The organism is Luteibacter sp. HA06 (assembly GCF_054061215.1).
Genome location: NZ_JBSSDZ010000001.1, coordinates 3938036 through 3958920, shown reverse-complemented (window position 1 = coordinate 3958920; position 20885 = coordinate 3938036). Strand labels below are relative to the sequence as shown.

The window sequence follows — 20885 nt, the reverse complement described above, 5'->3', positions numbered from 1 at the left end:
GTTTAAAGCGAGGGACGGCGAAGTCCCCGGATTCGAAAAGAGTTTCTACGCGCGATTTCCGTCTGGGGTGGAGCGCGGACGCGAATACCAATAATGAGGAGACACCGATGAAACGTAAGGGCTTGTTTTTGCTGATCGGCTTGGCCCTGGGCGGCGTGGGTGCCGTTCACGCGCAGGAATCCACTGACGCGGGTAACGGCTATGATGGCCGCTGGTACGTCGCCCCGACGGTTGGCGGTTACTACAACGACAAAGACCGCAACACCAACTCGCGTCAGGCCTACTACGGTCTGGGCGTTGGTAAGTTCATTTCGAGCAACGCCTCGATCGACGTCTTTGCCGACCGCACCAAGCGCGACAACGATGGCAATGGCCATTGGTCGAGCAACAGCTACGGCGTTGCCGCTCGCTTCTACGCTGGTGCGTGGGACGCGTGGCGTCCGTACCTGCTCGCTGGTGTGATGGGTGCTTACCACCACAACCCGGCAGACAAGGGTTGGGCACCGGCAGCTGAGCTCGGCGTCGGCGTGTCGAAGACCCTCACCGACAGCTCCGACTTCCGCGTGGAAGCCGGCTACCGTTACGACTGGGACGACAAGACCATTCGTAGCGAGAACGGCTACGGCGACTGGTTCCTCGGCTTCTCGATCGTCTCGCGCTTCGGCGAGCCGCCGGCAGCTCCGGCCCCGGCCGTTGCTCCGGCCCCGGCTGCTCCGGATTGCTCCACCCTCGACAGCGATGGCGATGGCGTGAACGATTGCGACGACAAGTGCCCGGCCACGCCGGCTGGCACGATCGTCGGTCCGGATGGTTGCCCGCAGAAGGTCGTCATCGACCTGCGCGGCGTCAACTTCAAGTTCGATCGTCCGAAGAAGGGCGAGACGAACATCGGCCCGACCCTGCAGGAGCCGACCAGCGAATCGCTGGGCGTCCTCGACCAGGCTGTCGACACGCTGCAGCGTTACCCGACCGTCAAGGTCACGGTGGCTGGTTACACGGATAGCGTCGGTAAGGACGCTTACAACCAGGGCCTGTCCGAGCGTCGTTCCAAGATCGTGTTCGACTACCTCACGGCTCACGGCATCGGTGCCGACCGTCTGGAAGGCCCGATCGGTCACGGCGAGAACAACCCGATCGACACGAACGACACGGCCGAAGGCCGCGCTCGTAACCGTCGTACGGAACTGCAGGTTCAGCAGTAATCCGTTAAAGATCGGTAGTTCGATAAAGGAGCCCGGCGCAAGCCGGGCTCTTTTTTTGTGCCCGGCATGTGGGAGCCGCTTCAGCGGCGATGCCCCGGTCACCGCACCCTTGAACATTCCCGCTACCCCTGTACGCTCAAGCCATCCAGACGTACGGACGTCCAAAGGGGTGTGCATGAAGACGATGGCAGGGCTCTTCCTCGGCGCGATGCTGGCCTGCGCCGGCTGCACGGCGCACCTGCCGGCCACTTCGCCGACGTTGTCGGGAGATGCCGCCCACCCGGCCACGACGCTTGGCTGGCTTCGCACCGAACTCTATTTCGGCCTTGGTACCGTCGGACACACCTTTGGCGTCAGTGACGCGGAATGGCGTACCTTTCTCGACAAGGAAGTGACCCCGCGATTCCCCAGCGGCCTGACCGTGCTCGATGCCTATGGCCAGTGGCAGGGGGACAAGCAGCCCCAGCCGGAGCGCCTGCGCTCGAAGATCGTCGTACTCCTGCATGCGGACAGTCCCGCTCAGCGCGACGCGATTGAGGCGATTCGAAGTGCGTGGAAGGCGAAGACAGGCGACCAGTCCGTGCTTCGTGTCACCCAGCCGGCCGAGGTATCGTTCTGATGGCCACGAACCTCGCCACACGTCGCCGCTTCGGTGGCGGCGACCTCAACGGTGTCCTCGGTCTCGTCGTCGATAACCTCTCGTTGTTGGCCTTCATGGCCACGGCGCTTATCGGCATCTTCGGCATGCCGGCGGATATCGTCTTCCGCCGCATGTTCCCGGGCACCGCCCTTGGCGTGTTGCTGGGCAATCTTGCCTATACGTGGATGGCCCGTCGGCTGGCGGCTCGCACGGGACGCGAGGACGTCACGGCCATGCCGCTGGGCATCGATGCGCCGACGACCATCGGCATGGCCTTGCTTGTTCTTGGCCCGGCTTTCGCGGGATATCGTCAGGCAGGTATGGATCCGATGGCCGCAGGAGAGGCGACCTGGCACCTGGGCATGGCCTCGCTGGTCGTCATGGGGGTGCTGAAGTTCGTCCTTTCATTCTTCGGCGCTTGGGTGCAGCGCTCCGTGCCGCGCGCCGGCCTGCTCGGCTCGATCGCAGGCATCGCGCTGGTCCTCATGGGTTTCCTGCCATTGGTGGAGATCCTGCGCGTACCGGTCGTCGGTTTCGCGGGTCTCGGTGTCGTGCTTTACGCGCTTGTCGCCAAGCGCCGCCTGCCGTTCGGTTTGCCGGGCGTGCTTGGTGCCTTCATCGTCGGCGTGGTCCTCTACTACGGGCTCGGGCCTTCCGGGTTTCTTGGAAGCGGATACCACCCGCCCGGCGCATGGCAGTGGCGCCTTGGCCTCCCGTTGCCGACGCTCGGTTTCATCGATGGCTTGCCAGCAACGGTACCGTACCTGCCGCTCATCCTTCCCTTTGGCTTGCTGATGGTGGTCGGTGGCATCAACGTGACCGAAAGTGCACGCGCCGCTGGAGATGACTACCCGACGCGCGACATCCTGCTGGTGGAGGCTCTCGCCACCCTGATCGCAGGCATGTGCGGCGGCGTGGCGCAGACGACGCCATACATCGGCCAGCCCGCCTACAAGGCCATGGGGGCGCGCACGGGTTATACGCTGGTCACTGGCCTGGTCATTGGTCTGGGTGGCATCTTCGGCTACCTCGCCAACCTGGTCGAACTGCTGCCGGTCGCCGTGCTTGCGCCGATTCTCGTCTTCATCTCGATCAGCATCACGACCCAGGCGTTCGAGGCGACTCCCTTGCGCTACGCCGCTGCGGTGGTTTTCAGCTTCTTCCCGGCTATCGCGAGGATGCTGGCGATCAAGCTGGGTGACCCTTCGATTGTCGATCCTGCCCATTTCGCCGCGCTCTATGGCGATGCCAGTCATGGCATCTCGGCGATGGCGGTGATCGTCATCCTCGGCAATGGTTTCATCATCACCTCGATGGTGTGGGCGAGCTTCGTGGTGGCGATGATCGACGGGGAGGTACGCAAGGCCGCCGGCATCGTCGCGATCGGCGCCGTCCTCACCGCCTTCGGCATCATTCACTCGGTCGAGCCGATCGGCTCGGTGTACCTGCCATGGGCTCTCGATCCGGCGACTCGCGCGCTCGTGTGGCAGTTCGTCGCAGCGTACGGCGCGCTGGCCGTCGTCCTCTTCCTCCTGTCGATAGGCCCCCGCCGCCGATAGCCCGCCCCTGTGTGGGAGCCGCTTCAGCGGCGAAAAGCCAACGAAGCGGTGAAGCGAACGCCCACGACTTACAGGCATCCGAAAGCCGCGAACGTCGCGGTCAATTGGAGTCGAGCGCACCGCCGGCGAGTGCAAGGCGCCGCCTTTATAGGAGCCGATTCATCGGCGAACGCCGTACCGGTGCTACCGCGAATGAGGTTTTGCATCGCGATCGTGTTGGCACTCAAACCGCTCGCCCGATGATCGCAATGCCTCGTTCGCAAACGCGACAGCCTGAGGGTTCGCCGATAAATCGGCTCCTACAACAGCGTCGCTCAATCTTGCGGGCGATGCGAGCTTGAATTGCCAGCCCGCGGCAGCCACCCTTGGGCATTGCCCCAAGGAATTCCCCATGTCCCTCGCCGATCTCACTTCGCTGCTTGGCGTGACCGCCACGCCGGATGCCGCGACCCACGGCTTCGTGTTCAACCACACCATGATCCGCGTGCGCGACCTGGACATCTCGCTGGACTTCTACACGCGCGTGCTCGGTTTCACGCCGGTCTACAAGCATGTCTATGAGGAGGCGAAGTTCACCATCGTCTATCTGGTGCTGCTCGGCGACCGCAGTGCGATCCCCGATGACGACGACGCGCGCAAGCGCTGGGTGCTGGCCCAGCCGGGCGTGCTCGAGCTGACCCACAACCACGGTACGGAGAACGAGGCCGGGTTCGCGTATCACAATGGCAACAGCGAGCCGCGCGGATTCGGGCACCTGTGCGTGAGCGTGCCGGACGTGAATGCCGCCTGCGCCCGCTTCGAGGAACTCGGTGTGACTTTCCAGAAGCGCCTGAGCGACGGCCGCATGCGTCACATCGCCTTTATTCGCGATCCCGACCAGTACTGGATCGAGATCCTGCAACCGACCCCGCTGGGTAGCTGAGACCAAACCCGACCATGCCGACCAACCTGCCTCCGGTTACGCGCAACCTGCTCATTGCCAATGTGCTGGTGTTCGCCCTTCAGTTCCTGCTGCAGGACGAGACTACGCTGGCGCTCACCAAGTGGTTCGCGCTCTGGCCTGTCGGCCATGACCTCGCAGTGGACCTGGGTAACGGAGACGTGGCCGGTATCGGTTTCCGTCCCTGGCAGCTGATCACCTACGGCTTCATGCACGGGTCGGTGATGCATATCCTGCTGAACATGTACGCGTTGTACATGTTCGGCGGGCTGATCGAGCGGGTGATGGGCCAGCGTCGTTTCATCATCTACTACTCCACGTGCCTGGTCGCTGCCGCGCTCGCACAGCTGGCCATCATGTACTTTTTCCAGCCCGATCGCGTGTTCCCGACGGTGGGTGCGTCGGGTGCGATCTTCGGTCTGCTGGGTGCCTTCGCGATGCTGTTCCCGCGCGAGAAGCTGATGATGATCCCGATTCCCGTGGGCATTCCGGCGTGGTTGTTCGTCACGCTTTACGGCCTGGGCGAGTTGTTCTTCGGCGTGACGGGCACGCTATCGGGCGTCGCGCATTTCGCCCACCTGGGTGGGCTTTTCGCAGGATTGCTGTTGCTCTGGGCGTGGGGCGTCAGGCCGCCACCACGCCGCTTCTCCTGACCCCTTAGCGCAGGGAGAGGAAGTCCGGGCTGACCACGAAACGCACGGCATCCAGTCGCAGGCGTGCCTGGGGAATGGCGGCCAGAAGTGCATCGCGTTCAGCGGCAATCGCATCGACTTCCGCCGCCGCGATGGAGGGATTCACCGCACGCAGCGCCACGAGACGGCCGTGCTCGGCGTCGAGTTCGAGCCTCGCGGCATCGAGTGCCTCGTACTTGAGCAACTCCGCGCGACCTTCCGCCAGGTCGAGTGCGTGCTCGAGCATCGGCGGTACGAGCTTCGACAGGAACTTGCGGAAGCGTGCGACCTCGATGTTGCGATCCGGCGCACGACGCAGGGCGACATCGCTCGGGCGGAAGCCCGGACGTTCCGACAGCTTCGTGTCGACGGCGACCACCAGTGGCGTCGTCGGCATGAAACGGCCGGCGTCGAGCGCACGGTCAGCGATGATTTCCAGTACGTACACGGTCTGCAGTAGCGCGGTGCGCACAGGCAGGGCGTCGTCGACGAGGAAGGCCGCGTTTCCGGTTTCGCCGCTGACGAGCAGATCCACCGCTGCGTAGACCATCGGGTGGTCCATGCGTAGCAGGGGCAGGTCTTCACGTGCCAGCGCGACATCGCGCGAGAAGGTCACCGAGAGCGGACCGTCGGCGAAGCCGGGCAGGCCATCGGTCGACAGGTACTGGGGGTCGAGCAGCACGATGTCCGGCGCGAGTTCTTCCGTATGCACGCCGTAGGTTTCGAACAGGCGCTGGATGAAGGCGTCGCGCGACGGATCCTGGTCTTCGCGGGCGAAGCTGGTCGCGAGATCGTCGGCGTGCGGGTCGCGGCTGGCAGCCAGCTCGAGCAGGTGATCGCGGCCGGCGTGGATCAGGGCGGACAGCTCTTCGTGCGCACCACGGGTTTCCGCGATGAGCGCGTCGAGTTCCTGGTCGCGGGAATCGTCTTCGCGCGCATGTTCGTCGGCGAGGTTTGCCAGCAACTCGCCGAAGCGGCGCAGCAGTTCGCGGCCATCCGCCGGGCTGGAGCGGAACGCATCCAGGCCTTCGTCGTACCAGCGTGCAAGGACGTGCTGGGCGCTCTGCTCAACCACCGGCACGTGGACGACGATGTCGTGGCGCTGGCCGATGCGGTCGAGGCGACCGATGCGCTGTTCGAGCAGATCCGGATCCAGCGGGAGGTCCCACATGACCAGGCGGTGGGCGAACTGGAAGTTGCGGCCTTCCGAACCGATCTCGGAGCACAGCAGCAGGCGAGCGCCGTCCGGCTGGGCGAAGAACGCCGCGTTGCGGTCACGCTGCACGATGCCCAGGCCTTCGTGGAAACGCGCGACGCCGACGCCGCTCTTCGTGCGCAGCGCATCCTCGATTGCCAGCACCTTGGCCTGGCTGCGGCAGATCAGCAGGAATTTATCGGCCGGATGCGCGTCGAGCAGGTCGATCAGCGCTTCGAGGCGCGGATCGTCGTTGTAGTCGAATTCGAGGTGGGCCGAAGCGTTCTGGATATCGGCACGGAACTCCGCGAGCAGAGCGTCGCGGCGGCCGGCGTCGAGCGTGTCCGGGTCGATCGCGAGGATCTCCGGCACGCGACGCGGAAAGCCGCCGATACCGGCACGGCGGTTGCGGAACATCGCGCGACCGGTGCCGTGGCGATCGATGAGTGCAGCCAGCAGCTCCGCGTGTGCGTCATCCCGCATCAGCAGACCGGTGAGTTCGCGATCGCCTTTGAATCGCGCATTGAGCAAGGCGCGATGTTCGGTGGAAAGGGGCTGGCCGCCCGCAAGCGCGTTGGCGATCTCAGAAAGTTCGCCGTATTCGGCCGATTCGGCAAGGTAGGCATCGAGATCGCTATAGCGCTGGGGATCGAGCAGGCGCAGGCGGGCGAAGTGCCCGGCGCGGCCAAGCTGTTCCGGCGTCGCGGTAAGCAGGATGACGCCGGGCGTACCGGTAGCCAGTTCCTCGACGAGGCGATAGCGCGGGCTGGCCGCTTCGGGCGTCCATTCCAGGTGATGCGCTTCGTCGACGACCATCAGGTCCCAGCCGGCCTCGACCAGCTGGCGCGCGCGCTTGGGCGCGGACTCGAGGAAGGCGAAGTCGGCGATGACCAGCTGGTCGTCTTCGAACGGGTTGCGTCCGTCGTTGGACTGCTCGATGGCTTCGCAGCGCTCTTCGTCGAAAATGGCGAACGACAGGTTGAAGCGGCGAAGCAGCTCGACGAACCACTGGTAGACCAGGGTCTCCGGCAGCAGGAGCAGCACGCGGCCGGCACGGCCCGCGGCGAGCTGGCGCGCGAGGATCATGCCGGCTTCGATGGTCTTGCCCAGGCCGACTTCGTCGGCGAGCAGTACGCGTGGCGGACGGCGCGCGGCGGCGATGCCGGCGACGCGCAGCTGATGCGGCACCAGGCCGATGCGGGCCGATTCGAGGCCCCAGGCGGCCGAACGACGCGCATCGGCGCGACGGCGCAGGGCGTCCAGGCGCAGGTCGAAGCTTTCGTTGGTATCGGTGCGTCCGCCGATAAGGCGGTCGTCTGCCTGCGACAGTGCCTGCTCGTCGTCGAGTTGGCCTTCCTCCAGTTCACGGCCTTCGCCGCGATAGACGAAAAGGCCCTCGCGCTCGTCGATGCGCTCGACAAGGAAGGCGATGCCCTTGCCGGAGACGCGCTGGCCGGCGCGGAACTCGGCGCGGATCAGCGGAGCGCTATCGGTGGCATAGGGGCGCAGCACGCCCGCCTTGGCGAACAGGACCTGCACGCCGCGTCCTTCGACGCGAAGAATGGTACCGAGGCCGAGCTCGGGTTCGGCGGTGGAGATCCAGCGTTGACCAGGTTGGAACATGCGGTAGGGAGCCAAGGACATCAGGGGGCGCCAATTATCCGCCCCGGAGGGTACCCCTGCCTACCTTTGTTTTGCCTCAGGTTTCAGCCCATCGCCGCAACAGGTTGTGGTAGACACCCGTCAATTGCAGGATCGATGCCTGGTCGGCCGCGCTGGCCGACAGGTTACGAATTGCCGTATCCAGCTCCAGAAGCAGCCGTCTCGCGCTGTCGTCGCGCACGAGACTCTGCACCCAGAAGAACGAGGCGATGCGCGCTCCGTGCGTGACGGGGGTCACTTTGTGCAGGCTGGAAGAGGGATAGACGATGGCGTCGCCGGCAGGCAGTTTCACTTCGTGCTCGCCGTAGGTATCGCTGACGATGAGTTCGCCTCCGTCGTATTCGTCTGGCTCGCTGAGAAACAGCGTGCAGGAGATGTCGCTGCGCACCTGGATATCGCTGCCGCCGGTGGCCATGACGGCGCCGTCGATATGAAAGCCGTATTCACCGCCGCCTTCGTAGCGGTTGAAACGAGGCGATAGCGTACGCAATGGCAGCGCTGCGGCGTGATACAGGGGGTGGCGGGCCAGCGCCGCTATCACCAGGTCGCCCAGTTCGCGGCGCAGCGGGGAGGCGTCGGGCAGTTGCAGGTTGCGCTTCACTTTCGCGCCCTGCGGACCGACGGTCTGGCGACCGTCGGTCCATTCGGCAGCCTCCATGGCGCGGCGCATCCCGGCGACCTGTTCCTTGCTCAGGACCTCGGGGATGTGCAGCAGCATGGCGGTGTACCTCTCAGTCGATCAGAAGCGGACGTTCGCGGTCAGCATGGCCGAGCGCGGCGTGGACGGGGTGTAACGATAGCCACTCTTGTTGATCGCGGCCACGTAGTTCTTGTCGAACAGGTTGTACACGTTGAGCTGCAGGTCGAAGTTCTTGTTCACCGGGTAGCTGGCCATGCCGTCGAACACCCAGTACGCACGGGTATAGGCCGGGGTACCCACGGCGCCATCGGTGCCACGCTGCAGCGAACCCGAATAACGGGCGCCGCCGCCGATGGTCAGGTCGAACGGCAGGTGATACGTGACCCACGAGGTGAACGCCTTCTTCGGGGTATAAGCCAGGTCGTCCGAGCCGTTAGCCGTGACACCCGGGCCGTCCTTGACCGTGGCATTCATCGTGGTGAAGCCGGCGCTGATCGCCAGGTCGTCCGTCAGCCTGCCAACGGCGTTGATCTCGATGCCCTGCACGCGCTTCTTGCCGATCTGGTAGTACTGCAGATCGGTGGGGTCCTGCACCACGTCGTTGGTAACCGTCGTGCTGTACAGCGCGCCGGTAAGCAGCAACTTCGAGCCCAACAGGTCCCACTTCGTGCCGATTTCGGCCGTGCGCGCCTTCTCGGGATCGAAGTTGGGGTTGTCCGCACTGTTCGCCGCCGACGACAGCGTGAGCGTGTTACCGCCGGGGGGCTGCTGCGACTGCGCGAAGTTGACGTAGATGCTGCCGTTCGCCGTCGGCTTGTACAGCACGCCGATCTTGTAGTTCATCAGGTTGTCGCTGGTGCTGGTGTCGACGCCCGGGACGATGCTGCCGGCGGGAAGTGGGCCGCAAACCGGACCATTGCGCGCGCCGCAGACCACGAGGCTGGAGAAGTCCGTCTTGTAGTGGTCCATGCGTACGCCGGCGTTGACCTGCCAGTGCTCGCCGAACTTGAAGGTGTCGAAGAAGTACGCGCCGGCCGTGTTGGTCTTGCCGTTGCTGCGCGCACCGTTCTCGCCGTAGACCAGGCCGCCGACGTCGGAGTCTGGCTGATACAGGTTTGCCGCTGGCCAGGTGCTGCCATTGAGCGCAGCCATGCCGATGGTGCGAGCTTCTTCGGAGGTGAGCTCGATGCCGGTGCTGATGTCCTGCGTGAAACCGCCTGCGTCGACCGATGCGGTCAGGTTGGTCTGGTTGGTAGCGATGCGATTCGACTGGTGCTTGAATGTGGGCAGGCTGCGCGCCACCGTCCACGTGGATGGATCGGCTGGGTTCGGCGTGAGCAGGTTCGCCGTGGCGCCCATGAACGACGTGAGCAGGTAATCTTCGGTCGTACGGCCCCAGCGCGTCGTATTGTGCAGGGCAACCTTGTCGCTGAAGTCGTGTTCGACGAGCACCGTGAACATGTCCTGGGTCACATGGTCGTGATCCTGGTTCGTGCCGTAGTAATTGCTCGGATCGACCTTGGCGGCATCGTTGAGGAAGGCGCGCGCATCGGGGCTGCTGTAACCCGGCAGGCCGATCGTCGGCACGCCACCATCGGGTACGTTGTTCTGCTTGATGTGCAGATAATCGATGTATACGCGGGTGGGCGTGCCCAGGCCGAAGGCCAGCGAAGGCGCAACACCCCAGCGGTTGTTCTTGATGTCGTCGCGACCGTAGACGTTGCTCTTCTGGTCCATGACATTCAGGCGAACCGCCGTGGTCGCATCGAGCTGCTGGTTGATGTCGGCCGTACCGCGACGGCGCTGGCCGCTGCCGCCCTGGAGCGAACCGGATTCGCCATCGCCAAGCACCGCCTGCTTGGTCACCAGGTTGATCGCGCCGGTCGGCGCGGTGCGGCCGTACTCGGTGCCATCCGGACCCTTGGTGACTTCGATCTGCTCGATGTTGAACACGTCACGCGAGACGGTGCCGGTATCGCGCACGCCGTCGACGAAGATGCTGCTCGACGTATCGAAACCGCGCATGTAGATCGCGTCGCCCGTGTTGGTCGCGCCGTTCTCGCCGACGTAGAAGGTGCCGACGCCCGGGCTGTTGCGCAGTGCCTCGGTCAGCGTCGTCGCGCCCTGCTGCTTCATCAGCTCCTTGCCGATCACCTGGATCGTCTGCGTGGTGTCGAGCAGGGACTGGGTGAACTTGGGCGAGGAGACCTTGTCCACGCGAAAATCGCTGGAGCGGTCGGCGTCGACCTGCATGCCCGGCAGCGCCTGGACGTCGCTGGCCTTGGCCTGCTGCGGGGGCGCGTCGACGGTGTCATTGGCGATGGCAGCGTGCGCGAACGTCAGGAGGACAGCGGCACCGACGGTGCGCGAGGCAGGAGCGGCGTGCTTGCGGCTCTTGATGAAGGCCATGGGTGATTCCCTTGCGTGGCAATGAACAAAACGGTTCACAGGCCTCGTCGGGCACAAGCGCACCCGACGCGGGCCGGTGGCTCACGGGGATGGATGTCGTTGGTGCCCTGATTGACGAGGCGCTGCGCGGGCGTTAACCCGATGTGATGCGTATCGTAAGCGCAATGAGAATGATTCGCAATCGAAAAGCGAAGCTTTAGCTCAGCTTGTCGAGGCGGAGCCGGTCACGCTCGTCGCCGAGGCGCGCCATCGCACCGTAGGCCGTGCCTACGGCGGCGAGGCAACTGGCGCCAGTCAAAAGGATGAGGAGGAGGATCTGGTATTTCACTGCATCGACCGGATCGGCCCCGGCCAGAAGCTGCCCGGTCATGGTGCCGGGCAGGGTAATAACGCCAGCCGCAGCCATCTGGTTGATCGCCGGAACCATCGCCGAGCGAATGGAGCGGCGGAGCAGGGGAGCCGTCGCGGTGCGGAACGTGGCGCCCAGCATCAACTGCGCTTCGATCGCATCGCGCTGCTGGCGTACGTTGTCGAGCACGCCGGCCAGCGCGATGCTGGCCGCGTTAAGAATGCTACCCAACAGGATGCCGACCAGGGGAATGGCGTAGCGGGCGTCGTACCACGGGTGGGGACGGATGGCGGTCAGCAGCGCGAAGCAGGCGGTGAGCAGAACGACGCCGAGTACGTTGGGCAAGGCAACGACGGCATTGCCGCCGACCAGTCGCCGCGCAGGACGCACGGCCACCTCGCGCACGGCGACCAGCGACATGGCCAGCACAAGCACGGCAGTGAGCCAGGGCGAATGGCCGGCGAAGACATAGCGCAGCAAGTAACCCACCGCGACGAGCTGGATCACCATGCGCACCGAAGCGATCACGAGTGCTCGGTGGAAGCGCAGGCGCAGGCCGATCGAAAGCGCGGCGTCGATCACCAGGAGGATGGCGGCGATGGCGATGTCGGCGGGGTGAAGGGACAGCGGTGTCATGCGGAAAGCACTCCGCCAGCATGCATCTGACGCGTCACGTCGCCCACGCGGATAGCCTGTTCGGCGCTGTGAGTCACCCAGATGACGGTGGTTCCGGCGGCACGGCGTTGCGCGATAAGGCCTTCCACCGCTTGAGTAGCGACCGGATCCAAGGATGCTGTCGGTTCGTCGAGCAGGAGCAAGCGCGGCTCGATGAGGAGCGCGCGGATCAGGGCGAGGCGCTGGCGCTCACCTGTCGAGACGTCCTCGATGGCACGGTCGAACACAGCCGTGGGAAGCAAAAGCTCGGCGCCAAGCGCGCGCCATGTCGCCTCGCGGTCCGGTGCGAAGTGTTCACCCACGCTGTCTGCCCACCAGCCGCTGCGGGCGGGAACGAGGGCGGCGCGACGCCGCCACTCGGCGGCGGTGATCGAGGCACGGTCGGTCCCGTCCATCGTCACCGTGCCTTCGTGGGCATCCAGGTCCGCGATCATTCGCAGGAGTACGGTCTTTCCGGAGCCGGATGGGCCGGTGATAGTGAGGCACTGGCAGGCGGTCACGGTAAAATTGAAGGGGCCCGCAAGGGCGTTGCGCAATCCTTCTACGATCAGGCTCATGATGGGATCCGTGCGGCGGCCTAAGCAAGGTCTCAGGCCAGCGCTAGGATAATGACGCGAGTGGCCGCTTTCGTCGCCACCGAGGGCATGTAACGTGAATATCATCTTGGTCGAGGACGACGCGAGGCTTGGTGCAGCGATCAAGCGGGCACTGGAGCATCTGGCATATACGGTTACCTGGCTACGCACGGGAGCGGAAGGGCTGGAGGCGCTGCGCGACCAAAGTGTCGATCTCGTGCTGCTCGACCTCGGACTTCCGGAGAAAGATGGCATTGACGTCATCACGGAGGCGCGACGGTTGAAGATCAAGACGCCGATCCTGGTGATGACTGCGCGCGACAGTGTCGAATCGCGCGTGCGCGGCCTGGACGCCGGCGCCGACGACTACATGACAAAGCCTTTTCATCTTGATGAGCTCGCCGCACGTATCCGCTCACTTGCGCGGCGCGCGCAGGGGCTGGCGGACAACCAGTTGAACGCCGGTTCGCTCTTGCTCAACCTGAGTAGCCTCGAGGTCACCTATCAGGAACGCCGCGTCGAACTGACTCGGCGCGAATTCGCATTGCTGCGCATCCTCATGGAGCGCCAAGGAAAGATTGTCCGCCGTGAAGTGATCGGAGGCTCGGTCTATGGCATGGAATCGGAGGTCAGTCCGAATGCACTCGAGGTGCTCGTCCATTCGCTGCGCCGGAAGCTCAGTCCCGATGTGATCCAGACGATCCGCGGTTTCGGCTACATGGTGCCGCGCGACCAGATCTAGATCTGAAAATTGAATCTTCACCTCGTGGGTAGTGTGACATGAGGAAGCTGCGTCATCGTTGGCAACAGGCGTCCTACGAGTCGCTCATCTCTCTCGCCGCCTCGTTGTCGCCATTACCGCTGGGCGATCCTGACCGGACACCCATGCACGCCGATGCGGCGCTCGCGCGCATAGCTTGAAGGCGTGACTGTCGCGATGCGTGCTTGCACCGCAAAGGACTCTGCGAGCGAGAGCGCTCAACCTAGTTCGGCATCGAGGGCACTCTGATCTGACGTTCCGCGGTCCGCTAGGTAACCTTAAGGAGTAGCCAGCTGCTACCAGACGGGGGAATGCAGCTACGCAATTTCGGCAAGATGCGATTTTTCTTCAGTCCGGACAGTCAGTAGGGGTCTTCAGGAACAAGGGTGGCCCGAAGGTACCCGGGCAGGCCTGAGGATGCCCGCAACGAGGTCTATGTAGCAAACGACCTAAAGTCGTAAGGATTGCAGCCGATAGAGGATCGAGATCTGCGCCTGCCGCTGAGTCGTAGGCAGCGTGCGGTTGTCAGCAACACCGTCCGTCAGTATGCAGCAGTGCAGACCGAAGGATGGTCAGAAATGGATTTTGATGGGGGATATGTGGGAAGTAATACGTCTATCGCGGATCTGGAATGGGGTCTTGATCACCAAAACTTTGCCGACTTGTCTCAGGCAGAGGTTAGCGTTTGTTTGGTTTCTGTTAAAGAGGTTAAGAAGCTCGCGCAGGAGCTAACTGCCGTTGTGATGGATTCCTCGTGGATTATGAATCTGGACGCTGGGACGCGCCGTGCATACGAGCGTACCGTCAGAGAGACGGGTGAAGTCTTGGCACGGATATTTACAGCGCTCGACCCGACCTCGCCAGTCTCAAAAGAATTCGGCGAAGTGATGGTGTCTATGGGATCGGCGCGAGCTCTGGAGATGATATTCGGACACAAGACAGTTCCTCTAGCTGAGCTGTGGAAGCCGCAACTCAAGCAGAATGAGGGGTTCGATTTTCATACGGAGTGTCCGACGCCCTTGATCAATTTCGGCGAAGCGAAATACTCAGGAGCGAATAGTCCACACGGACTGGCCATAAATCAGGCCGCATCGTTCTTGGAATCCGAAAAGCATTTCCGCGACAGGCCTCACCTTATAAGTGTCTGCTCGCCTGCATCAGTCGGGCATCTCGATGGAGATAGGTTTGGCGTGGTCGTGGCGTTTTCTGTGAATGGTAAGGATCGCGAAACGATACTGTCCAACGCACGTGATTCTGCACTGATGGTCGCTAAGAAATACGCGGTTGAGCAAATTTTTGTTGTAGGGGTGGTCTGTGAAGCCTAGTAGCGTACGCCTAGATGCTTCACCGCTTGAGACATTGGGGATAATTCTTGAAAATCTGCACCATCAGGGGCCCGATAGCCAAGAGAAGCTAGAGACCTCAGTTTATACAAAGAGATGTTCCCGGAGCAGTTCGTGCTGATTGAGGAGCGGGTCCTCGCGTCAATGGGTCTGTTCTATAAGCTGCAGGAGCCAACAAGCTTGTACTCATTCCTCATGGCTCGAATGGGCCAAGCGAATAAGACGGCGGATGGTGCAGTTCTCACGCCGGTTCAGGCAAGTGTCCGTCAAGCAATCGACGACAATCAGTTCGTCTCCATATCGGCACCGACGAGTGCAGGCAAGTCGTATTCGATTCGCGACTTCATCGCCACCGATACTGGCGACGCCGTGATCGTGGTTCCATCGCGCGCGCTGATTGCGGAGTTCATCGCAACACTCCGGTCCCATTTCGCGGGAAGCAAGGGTGTCATGGTGATGCCGTTCGTCGACAGGATCTTCAAGAACCGCGATCTGCGACGAATATTCGTACTTACCCCGGAGCGGGCTAGAGAAATATTCGACAAGCATTCTGAACTCAATGTCCGAGTTTTCTTTTTCGACGAGGCTCAAGTATCAGAAGAGGCAGGCCGCGGGGTTGTGTTCGACGTCCTGGTTCGGCGAGTAAAGACACACTTCCCAAACGCAAAGCTGATATTTGCACACCCTTTCGTTGAGAATCCTGAAGCTCAGTTTGCAAAGCACGGACTCTATGGGGAGGCATCATTCTCGAAATCCTATTCGCAAGGCACAGTTGGAAAGGTCTTCGTTTTCAGACATTCGAATGAAAGCGACTACTATTTCTCGCCGTTCGAGCAAGGTGGATCCCGGCTCGTGAACTGTGCGGAGTTCAGGGGAGGATTTGCGAAGTTCGCCCTAGATGGCGAGAAATCGATCCTCTCGTATGTATCGAAAGCATCAATATATTCCGGAAAGTTTACCGAAGAGCTTGACGGCTACATCCGCAACCTGCCGCACGTGGATGCGCCTGAGGCGCTTGGAATCATTGAGCGCATCAAGGAAATGCTCGGCGCTGATGACGCTGGTCATCGATCAAGGTTGATCTCGTTGATGCAGCAAGGCGTTGTGATACATCATGGGTCGGTACCTCTTGAGGTCAGATTTCTGATCGAAGACTTCATTAGGGGTGGGTATGCTCGGCTATGTTTCGCCACCAGCACGCTCGCGCAGGGAGCGTAAGCTTCCCCAATAGGTAGACACACAAGAACTAGAACTTCTGGCATCTTTCCCTCCGGAGGATCCATGAAGAAATCAAAGTTCACCGAGACGCAGATTGTCTCCATTCTCAAGCAAGCCGATGCAGGCGTGCCGATCAAGGATATCTGCCGACAGGCAGCGATCAGCTCGGCGACGTACTACCAGTGGAAGAGTAAATACGGTGGCATGGAAGCGTCGGATTTGAAGCGGGTCAAGGAGCTGGAGGCGGAGAATTCCCAGCTCAAGCGGATGTACGCGGAACTGGCGTTGGACAACGTCGCGATGAAGGACCTGATTGCAAAAAAACTCTAGGGCCGGCGCGCAAGCGTGAGGCGGTGCAGTACCTCATCGAGGTGCATGCGCGCCCGCTCCGCCGGTCCTGTGAATGCGTCGGGCTTTCTCGCGCCGCGTATTACCGGCCGCCGGCTGACCCCGCGGTACGTGATGCGGAGCTGATCGCGGCCTTGTCCAAGGTGGTCGAGGACCGACCCAGTCGCGGCTTCTGGAAGTGCTGCGCCATCCTGCGGCGCACGCGTCCGGACTGGAATCCGAAGCGAATATACCGAGTCTACAAAGCGATGAAGCTCAACCTTCGACGTGCTGCGCGACGGCGGCTTCCCAAGCGCGAGCGGGTCGCGCTCTACGTGCCAAGGCATCCGGACACTGTCTGGTCGATGGACTTCATGAGCGACGCGCTGGCGTGCGGCCGACGCTTCCGCACCTTCAATGTCGTCGACGACTTCAATCGGGAAGCCTTGCACATCGAGGTCGATACCTCGATCACATCGGCCCGGCTGGTGCGCATCTTCGAGCAGATCAAGCGCGACCACGGATTGCCGCAGGTGATTCGCTCGGACAACGGCCCGGAGTTCCTGGGCGAGAATTTCGTTCAATGGCTCAAGGTTAACGGCGTGGCCTTGCGATACATCCAGCCAGGCAAGCCCAACCAGAACGCGTACATTGAGCGGTTCAATCGAACCTTCCGCGAGGAAGTCCTCGATCAACACCTCTTCGCTCGCCTCGAAGACGTACGCGAAGCAGCGCACTGGTGGATCATCGACTACAACGAGCAACGACCGCACGCCTCGTTGGGCAACATGACACCCAGCGAGTACCGTCAACAAGCCGCCTGATGCTCTAGTTTTGAAATGTCTGCTTGACGGGGAAGCTTACGGGAGTAAATATGCCCTTTGACATCGTCTGGCTCAGCAATATGAGGATGCAGGGAGGTGACGAGGGAAAGAGGTCCCTATCCCTTAAAAATCTCATTGGACGTGCCGGAAGGCTTTCTTCCGAAGAAAAGTTCGACTACGGCTACGTCTACACGAAAAATCCCAAGCTTCTTATCGACAGGATCGGTCAGGAATTTCATCTGTCTGAAGAATCAATTCTTGATGCCTCAAGCGAGGATGTTTCCGACGACGTATTCGAGATAATTGACGCGATAAGAGAGGGAACTTTCGATGACAATCTCCATATGCCTGTCACGCGGTTAGATCGCCTCCGAAGCGCCGAGACAATAGACGCAATGAGTGAAGTGTTGAGTCTCCTGTACCCAGCGGAAAAGAGCGTCGCTGCTGCGCTTCGGGGTCGAGAGAATGAGGTTTCACACAATACTATTCGCGAGAGGTTGCATGCGATTTACGAGTCCTACCTGGGAAGGGTCCTTTTGGACGGCGAGGAGTCTGTTTTCAGGGAGGCTGTCTCAATTATGCTGTCCACCTTCGCCGGTCGTTCGTTCAGGGAGATTGCTGGCCTGAGGTTCAGTCGTATCTCGCGAAGAGACGAAAAGGATGTCGACACTGTGGCGTTCTCGCAGCAGGCGGCAGAGCTGCCAGATTCAAGTTTGCTGAAGGGTTATCCTCTTTTCCCCCAGGGCACGCGAAAGCGCGACGTTAGCTATGATGTGGTGGTATTCGACACCTACGACTACCTAGACAAGGTCATCTCGTTCTGCCTTTCTGATGTTTTCGCGGCTTCAGCGAAAGTTTTTCATGACTATGGAAAGGATGCTCGAGCATTGAAGTTCATCGAGCTTCTTCGATTTGGCACAAACGATGCTATGCATGTGTTGATGATGCGATATGGGTTCTTGCCAGATCAGATAGAAGAGGTTCTTCCTTATGTTCTTCGAATTTCGGAAGACGAAATTGTGTTTCGTCGAAACATTGATCGGGCTGGTCCTCGGCTGAGGGAATTGGTTGATTGGTATAGATAAGTGCAGAGTCGGCAAGCGGAGAAGATATGCCTGCGAAGCCTATTAAGATTGGAAATCGCGATTTCGCGCGGCAAGGGGATGCCATCAGCTTTTTCAAAGATATGCTCGGGCGATATGCAATAGGCGCGAAGGTAGCGACGGATGACGCAGTCGATCTCACGAACCTCCTTCTGAGGCACGTGCACTACGGCGAGAAGGTTGGCAGCGGGATTGCGTACTTTAAAGTTGACGCTGATCTATACGGCTGGAAATGCTTCTGGATCGTTCGGCACGATGGTTCCGAGGTCGATTTCACCTACCGCAGGTGCATAACTGGCATTTGGTAAATACGTTATGACCGATCTTGAGAGTCCTTTGACCGCCGAATAAGCCTGCTCGGCGATTGTCGCAGCTATAGTCTAAAGATGTTGTCGTAGCCGTAGTCTAAAGATGTTGTCGTAGCCGTAGTCTAAAAAAGCAGAGGGCGCCGCATTGATGTGCGGCGCCCTCTGCAAATACGACGCGTTGCGTTATGCGGTTACCAGATCTTTACGAGCTTGTCGCCGGAGCGGACCATCTTTGCGTCGGGCTTGCACTGGAACGCCGTGGCGAACGAGGCCATGTTCGACGGGGCGCCGATAGCGCGCAGCGAGGCCGGTGCGTGCGGGTCAACGTTGAGATACAGCTCGGCCTGCTTCTGGCGGACACTGCCGCGCCACACGCGTGCCCAGTTGAGGAAGAAACGCTGGTCCTGCGAGTAGCCATCGATCTTCTCGTTGGCTTCCTGCGGGTTCTTCTTCAACGCTTCCTGCAGGGCGTCATAAGCGACGGCCGTGCCGCCCAGGTCGGCGATGTTCTCGCCCAGGGTCAGCTTGCCGTTGACGTGCAGGTCCGGCTTGTCCTTGATCGGTGCGTATTCGTTGAACTGCGCCACCAGCTTGCCGGTGCGCTCTTCGAACTTCTTCTTGTCGGCGGCAGTCCACCAGTTCTTGTTGTTGCCTTCGCCATCGAACTGGCTGCCTTCGTCGTCGAAGCCGTGGCTGGCTTCGTGGCCGATCACCGCGCCGATACCGCCGTAGTTGATCGCGTCGTCGCCCTTGGCATCGAAGAACGGCGGCTGCAGGATCGCGGCCGGGAAATTGATCGTGTTGTCGGTCGGGTTGTAGTACGCGTTCACCGTCTGCGGGGTCATGCCCCAGTCCAGGCGGTCGGTCGGCTTGCCGATCTTGGCGATGTCGTAGTGGTAGTTGAACTTGCTGGCCGCTTCGACGTTCGTGTAATAGTCGTCGCCGTTCACTTCCAGGCCCGACCAGTCACGCCATTTGTCCGGGTAGCCGATCTTCGGCAGGAAGGTGTTCCACTTCTGGATCGCCTTTTCCTTGGTCTCGGCGCTCATCCAGTCGAGGTTCTCGATGCGCGCCTTGAGGGCGTTGCGCACGTTGTCGACGAGCTCGTTGGCGCGCTGCTTCGCTTCCGGCTTGAACACCTTGGCGACATACAGCTGGCCGAGTGCTTCGCCCATCGACGAGTTGACGGCACCGAGTACGCGCTTCCAGCGTGGCTTCTGCTGCGGCTGGCCGGCGAGGGTCTTGCCGTAGAAATCGAACTTGTTGTCCTGGAAGGTCTTGGACAGGTACGGCGACGCGCTGTCGATGGCGTGGAAGCGAAGGTAAGCCTTCCATGCGTCGACCGGCGTCGACGCCAGCATCTTGTCGACTTCCTTGAAGAACTTCGGCTGCGACAGCGAGAAGCCCTTGTCGATCGTCACGTTCTGCGCGGCGAAGAATTTTTCCCAGTTGAAGTGCGGGGTGATCTTGTCCGCTTCGGCCACGGTGACGAAGTGATACTGGTTTTCCGGCGCACGCAGTTCCACCGGCGCCAGCGAGGCGGCGGCCAGCTGGGTTTCGAACTTCATCACCGCATCGGCCTGGGTTTTCGCGTCGGCATCGGAAACACCGGCGAGCGTCAGGGTCTTGGTGATGTAGTCGAGGTATGCCTTGCGGTTTTCCGCCTGCTTGGCATCGGTGTAGTAGTCCTTGGTCGGCAGGCCGAGCCCGTCCTGCTGGGCGTAGCCGATCTGCATCTTCGCGTTCTTGAAGTCGGCGCCCGAGCCGAAGCCGAACACGTAGCTGTCGCCGTCGGCGAAGCTCTGGTCGAGGAAGTTGGCTACGTCGTCGCCGCTCTTGAGCGCGTCGATCTTGGCCAGTTCCGGCTTCAGCGGGTCGATGCCGGCCTTCTCGATGGCACCCTCGTTCATGCCCGAGCGGTACAGCAGGCCGATCTTCTGCTCGATCGAGCCCGCCTTGGCGTTGGTCGCGCCCTTGTCCATGGCGTCGACGATGTCGTGCTGGGTGTTCAGGCTGCTTTCGGCGAGCTGGTCGAAGGCGCCCCAACGGGTACGGTCTTCGGGAATCGGATTGGCGGCCACCCACTTGGCGTTCACGAAGCCGTTGAAGTCGTCGCAGGCGTCGATCGTGGTGTCGATGTCGGCCACGTTGAACGTCGGCGCGGCAGGCGCGGCGGCGACCGTGGTGGCCGGCGCCGGGGCGGCGCTGCCCGTGGCAGCGGGCTGGTTGCCGCCCGGCACGGCCGTATCGGCATCGTTGTGCTGGCTGCACGCCGTCCCGGCGAGCGCAACGCCGAGCGCGAGTGCGAGCGGCTTCAGGTACTGCTTGGTCATGGGTGTCCCTCTGTCCGGTTGAAAGCGGTGCCCCCGGGCACCGGTGGGTTCCGAGCATAGCGGCTGCGAACCGCCCGGGGGGCGGACCGTGACGAAGGTCATGGATTGAGAATTTTCGCAAGGTCTTGCGACGTTTGTCCCCCGGCTGTCAC

18 protein-coding genes are annotated in these 20885 nt (G+C 61.8%); 12 read left to right on the top strand and 6 right to left on the bottom strand.

Going from position 1 to position 20885, the window contains the following annotated elements; translation table 11 throughout:
- The first annotated feature begins 107 nt into the window (after positions 1-107).
- The 5 genes from ACVWWJ_RS18240 to ACVWWJ_RS18220 all read left to right on the top strand — a co-directional run bounded on the left by ACVWWJ_RS18240 (position 108) and on the right by ACVWWJ_RS18220 (position 4994).
- Positions 108-1202 (top strand): OmpA family protein, encoded by a 1095-nt coding sequence (locus ACVWWJ_RS18240; RefSeq protein ID WP_159893685.1) that lies wholly within the window; start codon positions 108-110, stop codon positions 1200-1202.
- Between the two features lie 175 nt (positions 1203-1377).
- Positions 1378-1821 (top strand): DUF3574 domain-containing protein, encoded by a 444-nt coding sequence (locus ACVWWJ_RS18235; RefSeq protein ID WP_456968996.1) that lies wholly within the window; start codon positions 1378-1380, stop codon positions 1819-1821.
- Positions 1821-3401, top strand: a complete 1581-nt coding sequence (locus ACVWWJ_RS18230) for a hypothetical protein (RefSeq protein ID WP_456968995.1) — start codon at positions 1821-1823, stop codon at positions 3399-3401. The genes ACVWWJ_RS18235 and ACVWWJ_RS18230 overlap by 1 nt, the downstream gene beginning before the upstream one ends.
- Positions 3402-3792: 391 nt before the next feature.
- Positions 3793-4323 carry a lactoylglutathione lyase gene (gloA, locus tag ACVWWJ_RS18225; RefSeq protein WP_456968994.1) on the top strand — a complete coding sequence of 177 codons (531 nt, stop codon included), beginning with the start codon at positions 3793-3795 and terminating at the stop codon, positions 4321-4323.
- Positions 4324-4337: 14 nt separating this feature from the next.
- Positions 4338-4994: a rhomboid family intramembrane serine protease gene (locus ACVWWJ_RS18220; RefSeq protein ID WP_456968993.1), complete on the top strand. Its 657-nt coding sequence runs from the start codon at positions 4338-4340 to the stop codon at positions 4992-4994.
- A gap of 4 nt (positions 4995-4998) precedes the next feature.
- Here the strand turns inward: ACVWWJ_RS18220 and rapA are convergent, their stop codons facing one another.
- From rapA to ACVWWJ_RS18195, 5 genes are all read right to left on the bottom strand, one after another.
- Positions 4999-7830, bottom strand: a complete 2832-nt coding sequence (rapA, locus tag ACVWWJ_RS18215; RefSeq protein ID WP_456968992.1) for an RNA polymerase-associated protein RapA — start codon at positions 7828-7830, stop codon at positions 4999-5001.
- A 76-nt stretch (positions 7831-7906) separates the two neighbouring features.
- Positions 7907-8587, bottom strand: coding sequence for a Fe2+-dependent dioxygenase (locus tag ACVWWJ_RS18210; RefSeq protein WP_456968991.1), 681 nt, complete (start codon positions 8585-8587; stop codon positions 7907-7909).
- Positions 8588-8608: 21 nt separating this feature from the next.
- On the bottom strand, positions 8609-10918 hold the full coding sequence (locus ACVWWJ_RS18205; protein WP_456968990.1) for a catecholate siderophore receptor Fiu: 2310 nt from the start codon (positions 10916-10918) through the stop codon (positions 8609-8611).
- A gap of 196 nt (positions 10919-11114) precedes the next feature.
- Positions 11115-11903, bottom strand: a complete 789-nt coding sequence (locus ACVWWJ_RS18200; RefSeq protein WP_456968989.1) for an ABC transporter permease — start codon at positions 11901-11903, stop codon at positions 11115-11117.
- Positions 11900-12499, bottom strand: coding sequence for an ABC transporter ATP-binding protein (locus tag ACVWWJ_RS18195; protein WP_456968988.1), 600 nt, complete (start codon positions 12497-12499; stop codon positions 11900-11902). Before ACVWWJ_RS18195 ends, ACVWWJ_RS18200 begins: the two co-directional genes overlap by 4 nt.
- Positions 12500-12593: 94 nt before the next feature.
- Here ACVWWJ_RS18195 and ACVWWJ_RS18190 point away from each other — a divergent pair, with 94 nt between their 5' ends.
- The 7 genes from ACVWWJ_RS18190 to ACVWWJ_RS18160 all read left to right on the top strand — a co-directional run bounded on the left by ACVWWJ_RS18190 (position 12594) and on the right by ACVWWJ_RS18160 (position 18400).
- A complete protein-coding gene (locus ACVWWJ_RS18190; protein ID WP_456968987.1) occupies positions 12594-13259 on the top strand; it encodes a response regulator in 666 nt (221 codons plus the stop codon).
- Positions 13260-13297: 38 nt separating this feature from the next.
- Positions 13298-13438, top strand: a complete 141-nt coding sequence (locus ACVWWJ_RS18185) for a hypothetical protein (RefSeq protein ID WP_456968986.1) — start codon at positions 13298-13300, stop codon at positions 13436-13438.
- 303 nt (positions 13439-13741) lie between these two features.
- Positions 13742-14602 carry a hypothetical protein gene (locus tag ACVWWJ_RS18180; protein WP_456968985.1) on the top strand — a complete coding sequence of 287 codons (861 nt, stop codon included), beginning with the start codon at positions 13742-13744 and terminating at the stop codon, positions 14600-14602.
- 132 nt (positions 14603-14734) lie between these two features.
- Positions 14735-15838 (top strand): DEAD/DEAH box helicase, encoded by a 1104-nt coding sequence (locus ACVWWJ_RS18175; RefSeq protein WP_456968984.1) that lies wholly within the window; start codon positions 14735-14737, stop codon positions 15836-15838.
- 63 nt (positions 15839-15901) lie between these two features.
- A protein-coding gene (locus ACVWWJ_RS18170; RefSeq protein ID WP_456967568.1) for an IS3 family transposase occupies positions 15902-16989 on the top strand; the annotation gives its coding sequence in 2 pieces (ribosomal slippage) (positions 15902-16154 and positions 16154-16989; 1089 coding nt in all).
- Positions 16990-17039: 50 nt separating this feature from the next.
- Positions 17040-18074 carry a hypothetical protein gene (locus ACVWWJ_RS18165; RefSeq protein ID WP_456968983.1) on the top strand — a complete coding sequence of 345 codons (1035 nt, stop codon included), beginning with the start codon at positions 17040-17042 and terminating at the stop codon, positions 18072-18074.
- Between the two features lie 26 nt (positions 18075-18100).
- Positions 18101-18400, top strand: a complete 300-nt coding sequence (locus ACVWWJ_RS18160) for a DCL family protein (protein ID WP_456968982.1) — start codon at positions 18101-18103, stop codon at positions 18398-18400.
- A 191-nt stretch (positions 18401-18591) separates the two neighbouring features.
- Here ACVWWJ_RS18160 and ACVWWJ_RS18155 read toward each other — a convergent pair whose 3' ends face one another.
- Positions 18592-20733 carry a M13 family metallopeptidase gene (locus tag ACVWWJ_RS18155; RefSeq protein WP_159893667.1) on the bottom strand — a complete coding sequence of 714 codons (2142 nt, stop codon included), beginning with the start codon at positions 20731-20733 and terminating at the stop codon, positions 18592-18594.
- Between the last annotated feature and the right edge of the window lie 152 nt (positions 20734-20885).

Coding starts and splice junctions, on each gene's coding strand:
- ACVWWJ_RS18240 (WP_159893685.1), top strand. CDS start 108: ATGAAACGTAAGGGCTTGTTTTTGCTGATCGGCTTGGCCCTGGGCGGC.
- ACVWWJ_RS18235 (WP_456968996.1), top strand. CDS start 1,378: ATGAAGACGATGGCAGGGCTCTTCCTCGGCGCGATGCTGGCCTGCGCC.
- ACVWWJ_RS18230 (WP_456968995.1), top strand. CDS start 1,821: ATGGCCACGAACCTCGCCACACGTCGCCGCTTCGGTGGCGGCGACCTC.
- gloA (WP_456968994.1), top strand. CDS start 3,793: ATGTCCCTCGCCGATCTCACTTCGCTGCTTGGCGTGACCGCCACGCCG.
- ACVWWJ_RS18220 (WP_456968993.1), top strand. CDS start 4,338: ATGCCGACCAACCTGCCTCCGGTTACGCGCAACCTGCTCATTGCCAAT.
- rapA (WP_456968992.1), bottom strand. CDS start 7,830: ATGTTCCAACCTGGTCAACGCTGGATCTCCACCGCCGAACCCGAGCTC.
- ACVWWJ_RS18210 (WP_456968991.1), bottom strand. CDS start 8,587: ATGCTGCTGCACATCCCCGAGGTCCTGAGCAAGGAACAGGTCGCCGGG.
- ACVWWJ_RS18205 (WP_456968990.1), bottom strand. CDS start 10,918: ATGGCCTTCATCAAGAGCCGCAAGCACGCCGCTCCTGCCTCGCGCACC.
- ACVWWJ_RS18200 (WP_456968989.1), bottom strand. CDS start 11,903: ATGACACCGCTGTCCCTTCACCCCGCCGACATCGCCATCGCCGCCATC.
- ACVWWJ_RS18195 (WP_456968988.1), bottom strand. CDS start 12,499: ATGAGCCTGATCGTAGAAGGATTGCGCAACGCCCTTGCGGGCCCCTTC.
- ACVWWJ_RS18185 (WP_456968986.1), top strand. CDS start 13,298: ATGAGGAAGCTGCGTCATCGTTGGCAACAGGCGTCCTACGAGTCGCTC.
- ACVWWJ_RS18165 (WP_456968983.1), top strand. CDS start 17,040: ATGCCCTTTGACATCGTCTGGCTCAGCAATATGAGGATGCAGGGAGGT.
- ACVWWJ_RS18160 (WP_456968982.1), top strand. CDS start 18,101: ATGCCTGCGAAGCCTATTAAGATTGGAAATCGCGATTTCGCGCGGCAA.
- ACVWWJ_RS18155 (WP_159893667.1), bottom strand. CDS start 20,733: ATGACCAAGCAGTACCTGAAGCCGCTCGCACTCGCGCTCGGCGTTGCG.